19 protein-coding genes, 1 pseudogene and 1 other annotated feature are annotated in these 19,754 nt (G+C 39.2%); all 20 genes and pseudogenes read left to right on the forward strand.

Features of this window, described 5'->3' with window-relative positions; genetic code table 11:
- Nucleotides 1-16: 16 nt before the first annotated feature.
- Nucleotides 17-514, forward strand: coding sequence for a hypothetical protein (locus tag BM102_RS06270; protein ID WP_044933965.1), 498 nt, complete (start codon nt 17-19; stop codon nt 512-514).
- 15 nt (nt 515-529) lie between these two features.
- Nucleotides 530-2,563: a peptidoglycan D,D-transpeptidase FtsI family protein gene (locus BM102_RS06275; protein ID WP_090480109.1), complete on the forward strand. Its 2,034-nt coding sequence runs from the start codon at nt 530-532 to the stop codon at nt 2,561-2,563.
- A gap of 42 nt (nt 2,564-2,605) precedes the next feature.
- Nucleotides 2,606-3,553, forward strand: a complete 948-nt coding sequence (gene mraY / locus BM102_RS06280) for a phospho-N-acetylmuramoyl-pentapeptide-transferase (protein WP_044933969.1) — start codon at nt 2,606-2,608, stop codon at nt 3,551-3,553.
- Nucleotides 3,554-3,571: 18 nt separating this feature from the next.
- A complete protein-coding gene (locus BM102_RS06285; RefSeq protein ID WP_044933971.1) occupies nt 3,572-4,729 on the forward strand; it encodes an FtsW/RodA/SpoVE family cell cycle protein in 1,158 nt (385 codons plus the stop codon).
- Complete coding sequence (locus tag BM102_RS06290; protein WP_143085467.1) at nt 4,716-5,480, forward strand: cell division protein FtsQ/DivIB; 765 nt, start codon at nt 4,716-4,718, stop codon at nt 5,478-5,480. Before BM102_RS06285 ends, BM102_RS06290 begins: the two co-directional genes overlap by 14 nt.
- A gap of 139 nt (nt 5,481-5,619) precedes the next feature.
- Nucleotides 5,620-6,855, forward strand: coding sequence for a cell division protein FtsZ (gene ftsZ / locus BM102_RS06295; protein ID WP_044934923.1), 1,236 nt, complete (start codon nt 5,620-5,622; stop codon nt 6,853-6,855).
- An 830-nt stretch (nt 6,856-7,685) separates the two neighbouring features.
- Nucleotides 7,686-8,024, forward strand: coding sequence for a PadR family transcriptional regulator (locus BM102_RS06300; protein ID WP_090480115.1), 339 nt, complete (start codon nt 7,686-7,688; stop codon nt 8,022-8,024).
- A 10-nt stretch (nt 8,025-8,034) separates the two neighbouring features.
- Nucleotides 8,035-9,000 (forward strand): permease prefix domain 1-containing protein, encoded by a 966-nt coding sequence (locus BM102_RS06305; RefSeq protein ID WP_090480117.1) that lies wholly within the window; start codon nt 8,035-8,037, stop codon nt 8,998-9,000.
- Between the two features lie 3 nt (nt 9,001-9,003).
- Entirely contained in the window at nt 9,004-9,759 is a 756-nt protein-coding gene (locus BM102_RS06310) for a DUF4097 family beta strand repeat-containing protein (protein WP_090480120.1), read from the forward strand.
- A 51-nt stretch (nt 9,760-9,810) separates the two neighbouring features.
- Nucleotides 9,811-10,054, forward strand: a binding site (T-box leader).
- A 144-nt stretch (nt 10,055-10,198) separates the two neighbouring features.
- Entirely contained in the window at nt 10,199-11,266 is a 1,068-nt protein-coding gene (gene trpD / locus BM102_RS06315; protein WP_090480122.1) for an anthranilate phosphoribosyltransferase, read from the forward strand.
- A complete protein-coding gene (trpC, locus tag BM102_RS06320; RefSeq protein WP_090480125.1) occupies nt 11,232-12,026 on the forward strand; it encodes an indole-3-glycerol phosphate synthase TrpC in 795 nt (264 codons plus the stop codon). Before trpD ends, trpC begins: the two co-directional genes overlap by 35 nt.
- Nucleotides 12,013-12,582: pseudogene (locus BM102_RS14700) on the forward strand (phosphoribosylanthranilate isomerase); the annotation flags it as partial. The gene trpC and the pseudogene BM102_RS14700, both read left to right, overlap by 14 nt.
- Entirely contained in the window at nt 12,577-13,806 is a 1,230-nt protein-coding gene (trpB, locus tag BM102_RS06325) for a tryptophan synthase subunit beta (RefSeq protein ID WP_242942909.1), read from the forward strand. The pseudogene BM102_RS14700 and the gene trpB, both read left to right, overlap by 6 nt.
- Complete coding sequence (gene trpA, locus BM102_RS06330; protein WP_090480131.1) at nt 13,799-14,575, forward strand: tryptophan synthase subunit alpha; 777 nt, start codon at nt 13,799-13,801, stop codon at nt 14,573-14,575. Before trpB ends, trpA begins: the two co-directional genes overlap by 8 nt.
- The gene (gene trpE / locus BM102_RS06335; protein WP_090480133.1) at nt 14,565-16,061 is read left to right on the forward strand and encodes an anthranilate synthase component I; all 1,497 of its coding nucleotides are present in this window, start codon (nt 14,565-14,567) and stop codon (nt 16,059-16,061) included. Before trpA ends, trpE begins: the two co-directional genes overlap by 11 nt.
- The gene (locus BM102_RS06340) at nt 16,058-16,621 is read left to right on the forward strand and encodes an anthranilate synthase component II (protein WP_090480136.1); all 564 of its coding nucleotides are present in this window, start codon (nt 16,058-16,060) and stop codon (nt 16,619-16,621) included. The genes trpE and BM102_RS06340 overlap by 4 nt, the downstream gene beginning before the upstream one ends.
- A gap of 99 nt (nt 16,622-16,720) precedes the next feature.
- Nucleotides 16,721-17,287, forward strand: coding sequence for a biotin transporter BioY (locus BM102_RS06345; protein WP_090480138.1), 567 nt, complete (start codon nt 16,721-16,723; stop codon nt 17,285-17,287).
- Nucleotides 17,288-17,478: 191 nt separating this feature from the next.
- The gene (locus BM102_RS06350; protein WP_044933991.1) at nt 17,479-18,279 is read left to right on the forward strand and encodes a transporter substrate-binding domain-containing protein; all 801 of its coding nucleotides are present in this window, start codon (nt 17,479-17,481) and stop codon (nt 18,277-18,279) included.
- A gap of 72 nt (nt 18,280-18,351) precedes the next feature.
- Nucleotides 18,352-19,023: an amino acid ABC transporter permease gene (locus BM102_RS06355; RefSeq protein ID WP_033153923.1), complete on the forward strand. Its 672-nt coding sequence runs from the start codon at nt 18,352-18,354 to the stop codon at nt 19,021-19,023.
- Nucleotides 19,013-19,753 carry an amino acid ABC transporter ATP-binding protein gene (locus BM102_RS06360; RefSeq protein ID WP_074790579.1) on the forward strand — a complete coding sequence of 247 codons (741 nt, stop codon included), beginning with the start codon at nt 19,013-19,015 and terminating at the stop codon, nt 19,751-19,753. Before BM102_RS06355 ends, BM102_RS06360 begins: the two co-directional genes overlap by 11 nt.
- The last annotated feature ends 1 nt before the right edge of the window (nt 19,754 follow it).

A 19,754-nucleotide genomic window follows, 5' to 3' on the forward strand; every position in this document is an offset into this window, starting at 1 on the left:
AATGAGGAGTTAGAGAATGCAACAGTTACAGACATATTATTACAACCAGGGAAATGCAGTACGCAAGGAAGTTGATCCTTACGCACAGCCATATCGTCCAGTTCGTGTTTTACCTACAAGAGAGCAGCGCGAGCGTGAGAAGCGCGAGGATGCTATTCGTCGCCAGAAGATTACAGACAGAAAACGCGCAGCAGCCCTTAGAAAGAACAGATTATTAACTGGTTATATGATTGTAGCAGTTATGTTAACATGCGTTATGCTTGTTGGATATGTAGCATTACAGACAAACGTTACTACTAGAATGAGCAGAATCGCAGATTTAGAGAACGAGCTTTCAACATTAAACGCTGACAACAGCGCAGCAGAGAGCAGAATTGCAACAACTACCAATCTTTCAGATATTAAGGATAAAGCCATAAATGACCTTGGTATGGTGTATGCAACTAGCAGCCAAATAGTGTATTATAGTGTAGATGGTTCGGACTACATGAGTCAGTACCAGGATATTCCATAAGAATAGAGATACAAAATGGCTGAGAATAAAAGACGAAGAGTAAAACCGAATAATAAGATTTTAAAAAGAATGCAACGCAAGCTCTGGGTAGTATTTGGAATTGTTTGTATTCTTTTTGTCGTTCTGATAGGCAGAGTAATGTACATTCAGCACACTAGTGGTGACAAATACGAAAAAATTGTTCTTGCCCAGCAGGATTACGATAGTACAACTATCCCTTTTCAGCGAGGCAATATCATTGATGCAAGAGGAACAGTTCTTGCTACTAGCGTAGATGTTTACAATGTAATTCTGGATTGTAAGGTTCTTAATGCGAATGAGGATGCTATCAGTACTACAATCAGTGCTATTACAGAATGTTTCGACGAAATAGATGCGGATACAGTTAAAACACAGCTTACAGACAATCCCACATCTCAGTATTATATCCTTGCTAAGAAAGTTTCCTATGAAGAGATGGCAGCTTTCGAAGAGCTCAAAACAACAGAGTCATACAAAGGCAAGGTTTTTGGTATTTGGTTTGAAAAGGAATACATCAGACAGTATCCATATGGCAGCTTGGCTGCAGCTACAATCGGATATGCCAGTGGTGGTAATGTAGGTGTTATCGGCCTGGAAAATAAATATTCCAGTGTTCTTAATGGAGTTAATGGTCGTACCTATGGCTATTTAAATTCTGATAGCAATCTTGAACAGACTACGATAGATGCTACAAATGGTAATAACATTGTTCTTTCCCTGGATGTTAATATCCAGACAATAGTCGAAAAGGCTGTTGCAGATTGGAACAATGAAACGATGACTGCTTACAATGCGGAGCATCCTGATGAGCCAGAATCATTTGGTTCAAAACACACAGCAGTGCTTGTTATGAATCCAAACAATGGCGAGATTCTTGCCATGGCTCAGTATCCTACATTCGATTTGAACAATCCTAGAGATTTGACAGGTTATTATTCAGACGAAGATTTGGAAGTGATGACAACCGATGAGAAAATGGATGCGTTGAACCAAATCTGGCAGAATTTCTGTATCACATACACATACGAGCCAGGTTCTACTTTCAAGCCTTTCACTGTTGCAATGGGACTTGAGACTGGAGTTCTTACAGGCGATGAGACATACTACTGCGATGGTGGAGAGATGATTACAGGTTATCCAAATCTGGTTAAGTGTGTTGCCTATAGAAAAGGTGGCCATGGAACACAGACTATTGCAGAGGCACTTTCAAATTCTTGCAACGATGCATTGATGCAGATGGTTAGAGTTATTGGCCCAGAGACTTTTGCTGACTATCAGTCAATTTTTGGCTTTGGTCAAAAGACTGGTATTGACCTTACAGGAGAAGCTAGTACAGCAGGTCTTATCTATAGCGAAGAGGATTTGAATTCAGCTATCAACCTTGCTACAAATTCATTCGGTCAGAACTTTAATACTACAATGGTACAGTTGGCAAGTGGCTTTAGTTCGCTTATCAATGGTGGATATCTCTATGAGCCTCACCTTGTTACAAAGATTACCGACCCAAACGGTAATACAGTAGAAGAGGTTGAACCTACTATTTTAAAGAGAACTATTTCAGAGGAGACTGGTGATCTTCTTAAAAGCTACCTTGAGTACGTTGTTTCTGATGGTACAGGAAAGACTGCTGGTGTTGATGGTTATCGCATTGGTGGTAAGACAGGTACTGCCGAGAAACTTCCTCGTGGAAATCACAAATATTTAGTTTCATTTATTGGTTTTGCTCCTGTTGATAATCCACAGGTTGTAGTATATGTAATTGTTGATGAACCTGGTGTAGGTGCTGTTGGTGATAATCAGGCCCACAGTAGTTTCGCTCAGCAGATTTGTCATAATATATTTGAACAGATTCTCCCATACATGGGAATCGAATCTTCTTTGACAGAGGAAGAGGAGGCTGCAGCTGCAGCTAGTCTTACTGAAGCTGCTCAGGCTACAGAAGACGAAGGTGGAACAGAGGATACACCGGAAGGCTCAGAATCTACAGCAGATCCTGCAGAGACTCCTGAAGTCGAAGAGGAACAATAGAGAATTTTTAGAGAATTAAAGTTAGAGAATTGGAGTTTTATTATGTTAGAAGTTTTTTTACCAATGTTGGTATCTTTTGTTATTGTGCTTATTTTAGGACCAATATGCATACCTGTTTTAAGACGCCTTAAGATGGGAAATACAGAAAGAGAGTATATCAAAGAGCACAAGGTAAAAAATGGAACACCTTCTATGGGTGGAATTATGATTCTTATTGCATTTGCAATTGTAGGACTTTACTATGCACCAAAGGCACCTCACATTTATCCAGTGGTATTGTTGACATTAGGGTTTGGTGTTTTAGGTTTTGTTGATGACTTATTAAAAGCCCTCAAGAAAAGCTCAGACGGCTTAAAGGCTTGGCAGAAGATGCTTGGGCAAATCGGTCTTACAACTTGCTTCGCTGTATATATGGTTAAGTTTTCAGATGTTTCACTTGAACTTAGAATTCCAGTTACAGGAGCATTTGTTGACATCAGTTGGGTTGCTATCGCACTTTTATATCTTGCAGTTCTTGGTACAGTAAACGGTGCTAACTTTACAGATGGTATGGATGGTCTTGCTACATCTGTAACTCTTGCAATTGCAGCATTCTTTGGAATTGCTTCAGTACAGCTTTATTCAGATATCACACCAGCAATAGCTGCCATGATTGGTGCATTGTTTGGTTTCTTAATGTTTAACGTTCACCCAGCAAAAATCTTTATGGGAGATACAGGTTCTTTGGCACTTGGCGCCTTTGTTGCAAGTTGCGCTTATATGCTTCAGATGCCTATTTTCATTATTATTGTTGCTATTATCTATTTAGTAGAAGTTTTATCTGTAATTCTTCAGGTAGGTTATTTCAAGCTTACTCATGGTAAAAGAATATTTAGAATGGCTCCAATTCATCATCACTATGAATTAGGTGGCTGGTCTGAAGTAAAGGTAGTTGCTGTATTTACTACCGTTACTATTTTCTTGTGCGTGCTTGCATACTACATGGTCTAAAGGGATGGGGAAGAGTTTATGGTAAGAGATCAAGAGCTGGTTGCTTCCAGAAAAGAAGCAAAGCGGCGTAAGAAAATTAAAAAGCTATTAAACTTTGACTATACGCTTTTACTAATCATAATATTCATCCTTGCATTAGGACTAGTTATGCTTTACAGCACATCAGCGTATGCTGCATCTTTGAAAAGAGGAGATTCGGCATATTATCTTAAGCGTCAGATGTTTGCCTCAGGCTTAGGATTTGTAGGTATGTTTTTTTCTACAAAGATAGACTACCGTAGATGGTCTCATTTTGTTTGGCCATTTTATATTGGTTCAATGGTTCTTTGCGTCATGGTTATCTTCGTAGGTACAACAATCAATGGTCAGGCACGTTGGCTTAGCATTGGTGGTATTTCAGTTCAGCCTTCAGAGATTGCAAAGGTTGCAGTTATTTTGCTGCTGGCCAATGTAATAGACAGAGCACCGAAAGCTCAAAGAACATTTGAAGGTTCCATCAAGACTATGTGTCTTGTACTTCCGATTTTCGCAGTAGTTGCTTATAACAACCTTTCTACAGCTATTATCATTATGGGTATTTCTTTCATAATGGTATTTATTGCATCTCCAAAGTTTTGGTATTTTGTGGGGGCAGCTGCAGGAGGAGTTTTACTCATTATTTTATATATTTCATTAGCTAGTTATCGTTCTGATCGTGTTGCCACATGGCTTCATCCAGAGGATTATGTTACAGGATCTGGTTTCCAGACACTTCAGGGACTTTATGCCATTGGTAGTGGCGGTCTTTTTGGAAAGGGCTTAGGAGAGAGTATGCAAAAGTACATTGTTCCAGAGGCCCAAAACGATATGATTTTTTCTATCATTTGCGAAGAGCTAGGTGTATTTGGAGCAGTTTGTATTATTCTTCTTTATATTTTGCTCCTGTACAGACTTTTATATATTGCCAATCATTCAAAGGACATGTTTGGTTCTTATATTTGTATTGGCATTATGAGTCATATTGCTCTTCAGGTTATTTTAAACCTTGCCGTTGTTACAAATTCAATACCTAACACAGGTGTTATTTTGCCGCTTATTAGTTATGGTGGTACATCTGTAGCCATACTTTTAACGGAACTGGGCTTGGCGCTTAGCGTATCAAAGAATATGGAATTCGAAGGTGATGAAGATGTCTAGACGCCGTAAAAATAGAAAAAGCCATGTACTGGCTATTATTGAGATTTTATTTTCGTTGATATTACTCTTAGTAATACTTGGCATTTTAGCCTATTTCTTATGTCCTTTAACGGATGTATCAGTAGAAGGCACTGATTTATATACTTCTGATCAGGTTTCAGAATATATTTTAGATGACAAGTATTCGACTAATACGATATATGCATTTTTGAAAAATAAGCTGTTTCCAAAGGGTGATGCTGAGTTTATTGAGTCATTTGATGTAAAGATAACAGGAATGCATAGCATTACAATTGTTTGTAATGAAAAGCCAATTCTAGGCTACATTAGTCAAGAAGATGGCAAATACATATATTTCAATTATGATGGTTCCATTACTGAAATCAGCGAGAGCTATATTGACCGAGGATATATGCAGGTCGAAGGAGTTACTTGTGAGGAACCAGAAGTAGGAATGACACTCCCTATCGGTGATGATCAAATAGGATATCTTACATCGCTGATAAAGATTCTTCAAAAAAATGATATTATGCCTAATGTGGTTTCATATGATGAAAATAGCCACATTACGCTTAAATATGACACATACAATATTTCACTGGGAAGTAGCGTTTACCTGGAAGAGAAGATAGACCGCGCATTAAAGATTCTTCCACAAATCGAAGGATTGCAAGGTACACTACATCTTGAGAATTACTCAACCCAAAACACAGATATTGTATTCGAAAAAGATACTGAGGTGGTCGAATAAAATGCAATTTTTGGTAAAAAACAGTTGCGAAATAAGGTGAAAAACTATAATATGTTATTAGTGTACAAGTATAGTATGCTTTTTTGGTATTAGAGATTTTCGACCTCCCTTCGAGGTTTAATAAAAGGAGGATATGGTTTTGATTAACATTACGACTGACGAGACAGGGGCTCCTGTCAGAATCATTGTTGTTGGTGTCGGCGGAGCTGGCAACAATGCAGTAAAGCGTATGGTTGAAGAGGGTATTGGGGGAGTTGAGTTCATTGGAATCAACACTGATAAGCAGGCACTTGATTTATGTAAAGCGCCTACTCTTTTAGCTATAGGTGAGAAGACTACAGGTGGAAAGGGTGCTGGTGCTAACCCAGAGGTTGGCATGCGTTCTGCAGAGGAGAGTGCAGAGGATATTTCTGCAGCTATCAAGGGCGCAGATATGGTATTCGTTACTTGTGGTATGGGTGGCGGCACTGGTACAGGTGCAGCTCCAGTTGTTGCTAAAATTGCAAAGGAGCAGGGTATCCTTACTGTAGGTATCGTTACAAAGCCTTTCCAGTTTGAAGGAAAGCCACGTATGAACAATGCCTTAAATGGTATTGAAAGATTAAAGGAAAATGTTGATACACTTATCGTAATTCCTAACCAGAAGCTTGTTGAAATCACAAACAAGAGCATGGGAATCGGTGAGAGCTTCCGTATTGCAGATCAGGTACTTCACCAGTCTGTACAGGGTATCACAGATCTTATCACAAAGAATTCGCTTATTAACCTTGACTTCGCTGATGTTCAGACAGTTATGAAGGACAAGGGTCTTGCACATATTGGTATCGGTTCAGCTAAGGGTGACGAAAAAGCTCTTGAGGCTGTTAAGCAGGCTGTTGCTTCACCTCTTCTTGAGACAAGCATTCAGGGTGCTACTGATGTCATCGTCAACATCTGTGGTGATGTTGGACTTAACGACACATCAGAGGCTACATCTTATGTTCAGGATATGACTGGTGCTGACGCTAACATCATCCTCGGTGTTACAGAAGATGACACAATGGACGATGAAGTTACAGTTACAGTTATCGCTACTGGACTTGGCGAGCCAAACACAGCTACAACAGGCGCATTCCGCAGCTCAACAGGTATGGTTTATGGCTCACAGCCTAGACAGTCAAGCGCTGACTTACTTGCAGGCATGAGAGGATCAGCTGCTCCAGCTAGCCAGTCAGGTGTTACAAATACACCTCCTGTAGTTAACAGACCTGTTACACCTACACCTGTTGCTACAACTCCAATTCAGCGTCCAACAGCTCCAACTGTACCTACAGAGAGCACTGTACCTGAATTAAACATCAAAATGCCAGACTTCATGAACTCAATCAAAAAATAATAATCAAACCTTACAGGCACTGCATTACGCAGTGCCTTTTTTATTACCCGTACGCCCCAAGTCAACCCCAGCCAGGTCTACATTCCATCCCTCCATAGCCTAATCATTCTAGTGACTTCCTACTTTATGTAGTAACCGAGCGCCCTTACTTATTTACTTGCATCGTCTGCGGATTATGTTTTTCTAAGCATCACGTGTCGCATTTTTTATGGTGCGTGTTCTTTAAATTCTTTGCACTTCTAACACCTCTGTTGGTAGAGTGGGCAGACACACACTATTTATGAGTATTAATCTCCGCAACAAGCTTAGGAATAATTGACGCGACATTTGTAGTGAGCCTAGAAAATTAGAAAGGGGTATTTTGCGATGAATAGGCGTGAGGCGCCACGGACGGCGCCGAGAGCCCGACAACGAAACGGACTGAGTTAAAGGGCGGCGCCTAAGCATCCAAAATCCCCTTTCATAATTTTCTTGGCAAACGGAGTATGAGCGCAATTATCCTAAGCCTTGTGTGGAGACTAATACGTAGACTTCATGTGTCTGCCCTCTACCTACAGTGGCTTCGAAGTGCAAAACCAATTAAAGGACACGCACTTAATGCTCCCTTGTGATGCTAAGAAAAACTATAATCCTTGCGCTGTCGGCGTAAATAAGTAAGGGCGCTCGGTTACATAAAGTAGGAAGTCATATACGTACATTGCTATGGAGGGATGGATTTTTTTTGTGAAAGGGGTTGACTTACTTCGATAGTCGTAGTATATTTACTACATCAAACGTACTACGACAGACGTAGTACGGCAGACATAGTACGATAGACGTAGGAGGATTATATGGGTGAAATAAGTAGTGATGTAATTAGAGGCTACAATGACACCATGATACTTTCCATTCTTATGAAGGAGCCTTCTTATGGTTATGAGATTTCTAAGCAGATAAAGAGTATTTCGGAAGAGAAATATGTTATTAAAGAAACGACTCTGTATTCTGCTTTTACCAGAATGGAAAAGAATGGTATTATCGAATCATTTGTGGCTAATCCGGATCCTGAGGGAAATGGAAAGAAAAGGACCTATTATAGAATCACGGATAAAGGTAAAGAGTATTATATTGATAAATGTGATGAGTGGGAGCTTACAAAAGAAGTAGTTGGAAAGTTTATTTCAAAATAGGAGAGAAGATATGGAAACAATTAAGAGCTATTTAGATGCAATGTTTAGTAGTATGCCAAACACTCCTGAGGTTAAAAAAGCAAAGGCTGAGCTTTTTTCAATGATGGAGGATAAGTATAACGAGCTTATTGCAGAGGGTGTTAATGAGAATACTGCTGTTGGTACAGTTATTTCTGAGTTTGGCAATCTTGATGAGTTGGCTCAGGATTTAGGGCTTACTAAAGAGGTTGAGGAAGTTCACGAGAGAGAGCAGCAGCCTAAGAGATTTGTATCAATGGATGAGGCACTTGAGTTCATTAGATGTGAGAAAAAGAGAGCTCTTCTAGTAGCTACAGGCGTTTTACTTTGCATCACATGCGTTTGCTGGCCAATAGTTACAGATGCTGTTTGGGGCTTTATGAATATCGACAATTATGGCGCAGCTATGAGGTTTGTATGGATAGCAGTTGGTGTAGGATTGTTCATTTATAGTAGTTTTGTTAGTTCTGATTTCAGTTTTCTTAGAAAAGAGCCATGCCAGATGGATATGGCTACAACAGATATGATTAAAGAAAAGAAAGCTGAGTTTAAGCCTATTACAGCAGCTGCAATAACACTTGGATGTGCTTTGTGCATATGCGCTGTTGTGCCAATTATGATTTTCGATATCGATATATTTGCAACTTTTATATTTATCATGGTTGGCATAGGTGTATGGTTGTTTGTTTATTCCGGAATAATTAATAGCAGCTTTGAAACTTTGTTGGATGCAGGCAATGTTGCTCGCAAAGACATAAAGTCAAATGGAAATGAGGAAGATGTGGAATATGTAAGCAAAGGTGCAAAGATTCTTATGGAATCATATTGGTCAATAGTTACATGCTTATATCTTATTATCAGTTTCACAACCTTTAATTGGGGTTCTACATGGATAATTTGGGTTATAGCAGCTATTGCTCATAAAGTATTTAAGATTGCACTTGTAAAGGAGGATTAAGAAATGACTACAAAGAAATTTCAGTTAATAATATGGATTGTTACTCTGATTATTGTTGTTGGCTCTTGCATTATTCGTTTTGCTCCTTTTTCGAGTGGTCGTAGTGAAGAGTCAGAATATGATTTTTCTAAATACAGTGTAGCAACTGTAAAAGTGGATGCAGATGCCGCAGATTTATATATTGAATATGGTGATGAGTTTAAGGTAAATACAAACTATCAAAAGAATGTTGAACCAAAGGTTACATTGGAAGATGAATGTTTAACAATCGAGCAGAAATATTCTGTTAATGTAAGAAACCTGAAAGATTGCTACATCAAAATTACTTTACCTAAGGGTACAGTGATTGACACAGCTGATATTACTGCTAGCGCAGGAGATATTGATATTGACGGAGTTAACTTCGATACATTGAAGATTGATGCTGATGCTGGGGATATCGATATCAATGAGGTAACTGCAAATGACTTTGTTATAGAGGCAGATGCAGGCGACATAGATGTTAGTAAATCTGTTTTTGACACAGTAAAGGTAACCACAGATGCAGGAGCTGTGGAAATGGATGATGTTACTGCAACAAGTGGTACTTTTGATGCTGATATGGGAAGCATTGATATTGACGGAAATTTTGAAAAGATTACAGCTAGCTGTGAGATGGGAGACATTGATATTACAGTTCCTGATGCAAATAAAGTAGATTTTGATTTAGATTGTGAGCTTGGTAGCATCAAAGTAAATGGATCTAGATGGAAAAATTAGTTGTTGACAACAGAATTACGGAATGGTAGTATTACTTCAACACAATAAAGTAATAAACCGATGAGGGAGAGGAGTACCTCTTTGTGATTCATAGGAGAGAGCCGCGATGGTGGGATGCGGTATGATAGCAATTTGGGAATGGACTCCTGAGGGCGTGAGGAAATGACTTTGGTCAGAGTATTGCACGACGTAAGGCATACGTTAGTTGCCAGGGATATGATGGTATCCTGTTAAGCGCATAGGATTATCCTATGAATTCAAGGTGGCACCGCGGAAAAGAATTTTCGTCCTTGATGGAAACTACGAGATGGTTTCTATCAAGGGCTTTTTTTATTTCAGTAGTTGAATAGCTCTTGGTGTTACTCAAGGAACCAATCTCGTGACGGAGTAATACCAAGGCTTGTCAACGTAACTGAAATAAAAAAAAGGAGGAGAAGAGATGATTAAGGAAGCGATTGAGAAAATTGTAAACAAGGGGGACCTTACATACGAGGAAGCCTACACTGTAATGAATGAGATTATGAATGGTGAAAGCTCACCAACACAGAACGCGGCTTTTTTGGCTGCACTTTCTACAAAAAGTGCAAGAGCGGAGACAACTGATGAAATTGCTGGCTGTGCAGCTGCTATGAGAGAGCATGCTGTTAAGGTTGATACAGGCATGGATGTGTTTGAGATTGTTGGAACAGGTGGAGACAATGCACATAGCTTCAACATTTCAACAACATCAGCACTAGTGGCAGCGGCCGGTGGAATGAAGGTAGCAAAGCATGGAAACAGAGCGGCCTCTTCACTATCTGGTACAGCTGATTGCTTGGAAGCTCTTGGAGTAAACATCAGCCAGGATCCAGAAAAATGTGTAGAACTTCTTAAGGAAGTAGGCATGTGTTTCTTCTTTGCTCAGAAGTATCACACATCAATGAAATACGTAGGAGCAATTAGAAAAGAGCTTGGATTTAGAACAGTATTTAATATCCTGGGACCTCTTACAAATCCAGCTGTTCCATCAATGCAGTTGCTTGGGGTTTACGACGAATATTTAGTTGAGCCACTTGCGCAGGTACTTATTAACCTTGGGGTTAAGCGTGGCATGGTAGTTTATGGCCTGGATAAGCTAGATGAGATTTCTTTAAGCAGTCCAACAAAGATTTGTGAGATTAGAGATGGATGGTATAAAACTTACATCATTGAGCCAGAGGATTTTGGATTTGAAAAATGCGCTAAAGAAGATTTGAAGGGTGGTACTCCAGAAGAAAATGCAAAGATTACAAGGGACATTTTAAATGGAGTAAAGGGACATAAAAGAAATGCAGTTCTTCTTAATGCAGGAGCAGCTCTTTACATCGGTGGAAAAGCTGAAAGTTTTAAAGCTGGAGTAGAGCTTGCAGGAGAAATAATTGATTCTGGAAAAGCACTTGAGACATTGGAAAAATTCATACTATTAAGCAACAAGATTTCAGAGGACAATAGCGATGAACATACTGGAGCAGTTAGCGGAGCATGCTAGGTTTCGTGTTGAAGAAAATAAAAAGAATAAGTCACTTGAAGAAATAAAAGCAGAGGCATTAACTCTTCCAAGGGGAGCTTTTGAATTTGAAAAAGCATTGGCAATGCCAGGTATGAGCTTCATTTGTGAGTGCAAAAAGGCATCCCCTTCAAAGGGAATCATAGCCGAGAAATTCGACTATTTGGATATAGCCAGGGCATATGAAGAAGCAGGAGCTGATTGCATATCTGTTTTGACTGAACCAAAGTGGTTTTTGGGAAGTGACAAGTATCTAGAGGATATCGCAAATGCGGTTTCAATTCCGATTATAAGAAAAGATTTCACTGTAGATGAGTACATGATATACGAGGCAAAGGTATTAGGCGCTAGCGCTGTACTTCTAATCTGTAGCATCCTGACAGAAGAGCAAATTAGAGAATACATTCGTATATGCGATAGTCTTGGAATCAGTGCTTTGGTGGAGGCCCATGATGATGCTGAAGTAAAGATGGCAGCAAAGGCAGGGGCTAGAATAATAGGTGTAAATAACAGAAACCTAAAGGATTTTTCAGTAGATACGGGAAATAGCAGGAGATTAAAAGCACTTGTAGATGACAAGGTGATATTTGTATCAGAGAGTGGAATTAAAACAGCAGAGGATATATCTCAGCTGAAAGAAGCAGGTGTTGATGCAGTTTTAATTGGTGAAACACTTATGAAAGCAACTGACAAGAAGGGAAAGCTTAAAGAATTAAGAGGTGATGAAGATGACAACAATTAAACTATGTGGTCTTACAAGAGAAGAAGATATCATAAAGGCAAATGAGCTTAAGCCTGAGTATGTTGGATTTGTTTTTTGTGAGAAAAGCAAAAGAAACGTTAGTCGAAAGCAGGCAAAAAAGTTAAAGAGTATGTTAAATCCTGAAATAAAAGCTGTAGGTGTATTTGTTGATGCACCAGAGCAGGAAGTTGAAAGCTTATTTGAAGAAAACATTATTGATGTGGCCCAGCTTCATGGAAACGAGGATGAGGATTACATTAAATCACTTATGGATAACAACATTCCTGTTATCAAAACTTTCAAGGTTACATCTGCGGAGGAGCTTATAAAGGCAGAAAAGTCCAGCGCAGACATGATTATGTTTGATGCAGGAAATGGAGAGGGTAATCGTATCAAGGATTTAAATCTTCTCACCTATATAGATAGACCTTTTATTCTTGCAGGCGGATTAAACCAGGAGAACGTTGCTGAAGCAATTGATACTGTAAAACCATATGGCGTTGATGTTAGTTCTGGTATTGAGACAGACCATCTTAAAGATGGATACAAAATGGATCAATTCGTAAAAGCGGTAAGAGAGGATGTGGTTCCAGCAAAGAGCAAAGGTAGATTTGGTGTTCACGGTGGCCAGTATATTCCAGAGACTCTTATGAATGCGGTTATGGAGCTGGAGGAAGCTTACAATCACTACAAGGATGATCCAGAGTTTAATAGAGAGTTGAAGGAGCTTCTTGATGAGTATGCGGGAAGACCAAGCCTTTTATACTACGCAAAGAAGATGACTGAAGACCTGGGCGGAGCAAAAATCTATCTTAAGCGTGAGGATTTAAATCATACTGGAAGCCACAAAATTAACAATGTATTGGGACAGGCTCTTCTTGCTAAAAAGATGGGCAAGACAAGAATCATTGCAGAAACAGGAGCTGGACAGCATGGTGTGGCAACCGCCACAGCTGCGGCGCTTCTTGGAATGGAGTGCGTTGTATTTATGGGTAAGGAAGATACTGAGCGTCAGGCACTTAATGTATATAGAATGAGACTTCTTGGAGCAGAAGTTATCCCTGTAACAAGCGGTACTGCCACATTGAAGGATGCAGTTTCAGAGGCCATGAGAGAATGGACAACACGTATTGATGATACTCATTATTGCCTTGGTTCAGTAATGGGACCTCATCCATTTCCTACAATTGTTAGAGATTTCCAGGCAGTTATTTCCAGGGAAAGCAGAGCTCAGATTCTTGAGAAAGAAGGAAGACTTCCAGATGCTGTCATTGCTTGCGTAGGTGGTGGAAGCAATGCTATTGGAAGTTTTTATCACTATATCAATGACAAGGATGTGGAGCTGATAGGCTGTGAGGCAGCAGGTAGAGGAATAGATACATTTGAAACTGCAGCAACTGTAAATACTGGAAAGGTTGGTATTTTCCATGGAATGAAATCATATTTCTGCCAGGACGAATATGGTCAGATTGCTCCTGTATATTCTATTTCTGCAGGCCTTGATTATCCTGGTGTTGGTCCAGAGCATGCTTATCTGCACGATATTGGACGCGCAAAATATGTGCCAGTAACTGATGACGAAGCTGTTGATGCTTTTGAGTATATTGCAAAGACAGAGGGAATAATTGCTGCTATAGAGTCAAGTCACGCTATCGCATATGCGAAGAAGCTTGCTCCAACAATGGGAAAAGACCAGATTATTATAGTTACTGTTTCAGGTAGAGGCGATAAGGATTGTGCAGCAATTGCACGTTACAGAGGGGAGGATATCCATGAGTAAGATTTCAGAAGCATTCAAGAATAAAAAGGCATTTATTCCATTTATTACATGTGGAGATCCTGATTTAGAGACAACAAAAGAAATAATCAAGGAGCTAGAGATAAACGGCGCAGACTTGATTGAACTTGGAATACCTTTTTCTGATCCAACTGCTGAAGGTCCTGTAATACAGGGTGCAAATATTAGAGCTTTGAAGAATAAAATCACAACCGATGATGTATTTGAAATGGTAAGAGAGGTCAGAAAGGAAGTGAAGATTCCGCTTTGCTTTATGACTTATGCAAATGTTGTTTTTTCTTATGGTTCAGACAGATTTTTTTGCAAGTGCCAGGAGGTTGGAATTGACGGCATCATCCTTCCGGATGTTCCTTTCGAAGAGAAGGAAGAGTTTGAAGGAGTGGCATCTGAATATGGAGTAGACTTTATATCGATGGTTGCACCTACTTCTGAGGATAGAATTGATATGATTACAAAAGAAGCAAAGGGATTTATTTATATTGTTTCCAGCCTTGGGGTGACAGGTACAAGAAGTGAGCTTAATGAAGGCATCAAAACAGTAGTTGATAGAGTTAGAAAAAACACAGATGTACCTTGTGCGGTAGGATTTGGTATATCAACTCCAGAGCAGGCTGCAAAGATGGCTGATATATCGGATGGAGCAATTGTTGGTTCTGCAATTGTTAGAGTTGTAGAGGAGTACGGTAAAGAGGCTCCAAAACATGTGGGAGAGTTTGTTAAGTCAATGAAGGAGGCATATCATGCATCCTAGTTTAGAGCAGGTTAAAGAGCTTGCTAAAAATGGCGAATATAGAAGAATACCTGTAATGATAGAAATGCTTTCAGATAGTTTTACACCAATAGAGATGGTACGAATACTGAAAGCTGCCAGTCATCAGTGTTATTTATTGGAGAGTGCAAGCCAGACAGAGACCTGGGGAAGATATTCGTTTCTTGGATTCAACCCTAATTTGGAGGTGACCTGCCAAGACGGACATCTATTAATAAAGGAAAATAAGGGTGACAGTAAAATCCTAATTCAGGAAAAAACAGTTGCACATCCAGGTGAAACACTACGTGAAATTATTAGGATGTATAAAAGTCCAGTGTTATCGGATTTTCCAACTTTTACAGGTGGATTAGTAGGTTATTTTTCATATGATTACATCAAATATGCTGAGCCAAAGCTAAAGCTTGAAAATCATGGAGAAGACGATTTTAAAGATATGGATTTGATGCTTTTTAACGATGTAATTGTATTTGATAATTTCAAGCAAAAAATCTATTTGATTACTGGCGTAATGCTGGATGAATCGGATGATTTGGAAAGCTTATATAATGAAGCTAAAACTCGACTGGAAAAGATAAAAAGCCTATTGCAGAGTGGAAAGAAAGAACAATTTCAGCCTCTTTCGCTTATAACGGATATCAAGCCTAAATTCACTAATAAAGAGTACAGTGAGATGGTAAAAAAGGCAAAGAATTACATAAAAGAAGGTGATATTTTCCAGGTCGTTTTATCCAATCCTCTTACAGCAAAAGCAGAGGGAAGTCTGTTTGATACATACCGTCTTCTAAGAGCTAGCAATCCATCTCCATACATGTTTTATTTTTCAAGTGATGATATCGAAATTGCTGGTGCATCGCCAGAGACACTGGTCAAGGTAGAACAAAAGCAGGTGAGCACATTTCCTCTTGCTGGAACAAGACCAAGAGGGAAAAATCAGGCAGAGGACATAGCTCTTGAGAAAGAGCTTTTGGCAGATGATAAGGAACGTGCAGAACATAATATGCTTGTTGATTTGGGCAGAAATGATATTGGAAAAATAAGCAGTATTGGTTCTGTAAATGTGGAAAAATATATGGAAATAGAAAGGTATTCCCATGTAATGCATATAGGTTCCACAGTTGTTGGACACTTGGCAGATGATAAGGATGCTATTGATGCAGTGGACGCAATTCTACCAGCAGGCACATTGTCAGGTGCGCCAAAGTTTAGAGCCTGCCAGATAATCGAAGAGCTAGAACAGAGCAAACGTGGCATATACGGAGGCGCCCTTGGCTATATAGATTTCTCAGGAAATCTTGATGTGTGCATAGCAATAAGACTTGTATATAAAAAGAACGATAAAATTTGTATTCGTTCAGGAGCAGGCATTGTCTATGATTCAGTTCCAGAAAACGAAGCAATTGAATGTATCAATAAGGCAAAGGCTGTAGTAAATGCTGTTAGCCTGGCTGAGGGAGGTTTGGCATGATTTTACTAATAGATAATTATGATAGTTTTTCATACAATCTTTTTCAGCTGGTAGGGGAAATTGAGCCAGATATTAAGGTTTGCCGAAATGATGAAATTCGTATTTCCGATATTGAAAAACTAAATCCTAGCCATATTATTATTTCACCGGGACCAGGTAAGCCTAGTGAAGCCGGAATTTGCGAGGAGATTGTCACCTATTTTGCAGGAAAGATACCAATTCTGGGGGTGTGTTTGGGACATCAGGCTATCTGCGAAGCCTTTGGCGCAAATGTTACCTATGCAAAAGAATTAATGCATGGTAAACAATCAAAGGTTCAGGTTGACAATAGCTGCAAGTTATTTAAGGGGCTTCCAGATACAGTGGATGTTGCCAGATATCACTCGTTAGCTGCAGATAAAGACTCTTTACCAGAGATGCTTAAAGCCGTTGCAATTACTAAAGATGGGGAGATTATGGCTGTTGCTCATAAGGAATATGAAGTATATGGATTACAGTTTCATCCAGAATCAATTTTGACTTCTAATGGAAAAAATATGATTGAAAACTTCATTGCTTAATGCAGATTGTCACCTTTAATAATATATATGGTTGACAATGAGCTAGTGTTTTGATATTGTTATTCAGGTGAAAAAATTAAAGTATTACAGGGAGGCAATATGGATAACACAAGCACATTAACAACAAAAGAATCAGCATTTAAAACACTTGATATTGCATATATTGCTCTTGGAGCAGCACTTATTGCAGTATGCTCATGGATTAGCATTCCTACAACAGTGCCATTTACTCTACAGACATTTGCAGTATTTGCTATGCTTTCCCTTCTTGGGGGCAAGAGAGGAACACTCTCAGTATTGGTTTACATTTTAATCGGAGCAGTAGGTGCTCCAGTATTTGCTGGTTTTTCGGGGGGAATTGGTGTAGTTCTTGGTTCAACAGGTGGCTACATTATTGGTTTCTTACTTACAGGTCTTGTATACATTGTGGCTACTAAGTTCTTCAAGAAGACACTTGTAGTTGAAATCGTAGCACTTGTCATTGGACTTGCAGCTTGCTATGCACTTGGAACAGTTTGGTTCATGGTTGTTTACTCTAGGGATGCTGGTGCAATTGGGGCAATGACAGCACTTTCATGGTGTGTTTTCCCATTCATCATTCCTGATTTAGTAAAGCTTGCACTTGCACTTGTACTTGCAAGAAGAGTTAGACCAGTAATTAAATAAGTTATGAAATAAATTTGGGTTGAAATCCTTTCTAAAAAAAGGTATATTATTGCGTAACGAAGACAAAGGCGTCTGCTATAGGTTTAGCAGGCGCTTTTTCTAAAATTAGCAATAGTAGTGCATTAAAGCTACAAAAATGCTAAAATAATTTCTGTGTTTATTAACACAGTTTTCAGGAAGGAGATTTTGAAATGAAGAAAAAGTCACTAGCATTATTAATGGCATTTGCAACAATGTTTGCAATGGTTGGATGTGGAAACGCATCAGAACAGGGCGCAACTGAACAAGGTGCAGATGCTGCTACTAGTTCAGATAAGAAATGGGTTATCGCTACAGATACTTCATTCAAGCCATTTGAGTACACAGATGACAATGGGGATTTCGTAGGTATTGATGTAGATATCCTTGCAGCTATCGCTGAGGATCAGGGATTCGATTACGAGCTTAAGTCTCTTGGATGGGATGCTTCAATTGCAGCATGCCAGGCAGGACAGGCTGATGGAATGATTGCAGGTGCTTCTATTACAGATGAAAGAAAGGCATCTGGATGGGTTTTCTCTGATGGATATTATGATGCAAATCAGTCTATGGCTGTGGAGGCATCTTCTGATATTGCAGGTTTTGAAGATTTAAAGGGACAGTCAGTTGCAGTTAAGACAGGTACAATGAGTGCTTCTTATGCTGAGAGCCTTTCAAGTGAGTATGGCTTCACTGTTACATACTTTGAGGATTCTCCTACAATGTATCAGGCAGTTGTAGGTGGTCAGGTTGCAGCTTGCTTCGATGACACTCCAATTATGGCTTCCAATATTAAAGATACTGGTATCTCAATGAAGATTCTTGAGAACACTGGTAACGATCCTGCTGAATACGGATTTGCAATTTTCAACTCAGACAACCAGGAGCTTATTGATATGTTTAATGCAGGTCTTGCAAATATCAAGGCAAACGGTACATACGATGAAATCATTGCAAAGTACTTAGGCGAATAGTATTAGATTAAAGGGGCAGGGGTTTTCCTGCCCTTATTATTTATAAAACCAGTTAGAAAGGGTTTATTTTTTATGTTAACTATTATTTCAGTTTATGGTCCTATGCTTCTAATTGCTATGGGCAGAACATTGCTTCTTGCATTACTAGGCTTATTCTTTGCCTGCATTATCGGTATGCTTTTCGGTATTATGGGTGTAGTTAAGAACAGAGTAAGCAATGTAATCTCACAGATTTTCGTTGATGTAATCAGAGGAGTTCCGATGATTGTATTAGCCTTCTTTGTATATTTTGGTATTCCTTACTTATTTAATACCATCATTGGAGGTTTCTCTGTAAGTTTGACAGCACTTCAAGCAGGTACAATCTGTCTTGCTTTAAACTGTGGTGCTTATATGGCAGAAATTATTAGAGCAGGTATTCAGTCTGTTGATAAAGGTCAGATGGAAGCTGCAAGATCTCTTGGTCTTACATATGGTCAGGCTATGCGCAAAGTCGTATTACCTCAGGCTATCAAGACTATGATTCCTACATTCATCAACCAGTTCATTATTACACTTAAGGATACATCAATTCTTTCAGTTATCGGTTTCCCAGAACTTGTTAACACAGCAAAGAACGTACAGGCAAACACATTCATGTCATTCCAGACATGGGCTATTGTTGGTGTTATGTATCTTATAGTTATTACAATCCTTTCACGTAGTGCAAAGGTTCTTGAAAGGAGATTAAACGTTGGCAGATAAAGAAATTAAAATCAGTGTTAAAAATCTTAAGAAGTGCTATGGCGACTTAGAGGTATTAAAGGATATCTCTACAGATGTTACTAAGGGCGAGGTTGTTTGTGTAATCGGTCCTTCAGGATCTGGTAAGTCTACATTCTTACGTTGCTTAAATAGACTTGAGACTGTTACTGCAGGCTCAATTGTTGTTGACGGAAACAACATCACAGATAAACATATCAATATCAATAAAGTTAGAGAAAACATTGGAATGGTATTCCAGCATTTCAATCTTTTCAACAACTTAAACATACTTGATAACCTTACACTTGCACCTGTTCAGCTTAAGAAGTGTTCTAAGGCTGAGGCAGAGGAGCGTGCTAAAAAGATGCTTGCAAAGGTTGGTCTTGAAGACAAGGCATCAAGCTTCCCTAGTCAGCTTTCAGGTGGACAGAAGCAGCGTGTTGCTATCGCTCGTGCACTATGCATGGAGCCAGATATTATGCTTTTCGATGAGCCAACATCAGCTCTTGATCCAGAAATGGTAGGAGAGGTTCTTCAGGTTATGAAGGATTTGGCTGCAGATGGCATGACAATGGTTATTGTTACTCACGAAATGGGATTTGCTAGAGAAGTAGCAGATAGAGTAATTTTTATGGATGGTGGTTACATCATCGAGGAAGGCACACCTTCAGAGGTATTGCTTAATCCAAAGGAAGCTAGAACCATCGATTTCTTAAATAAAGTATTATAAG

The organism is Pseudobutyrivibrio sp. JW11 (assembly GCF_900115355.1).
Lineage (GTDB): Bacteria > Bacillota > Clostridia > Lachnospirales > Lachnospiraceae > Pseudobutyrivibrio > Pseudobutyrivibrio ruminis.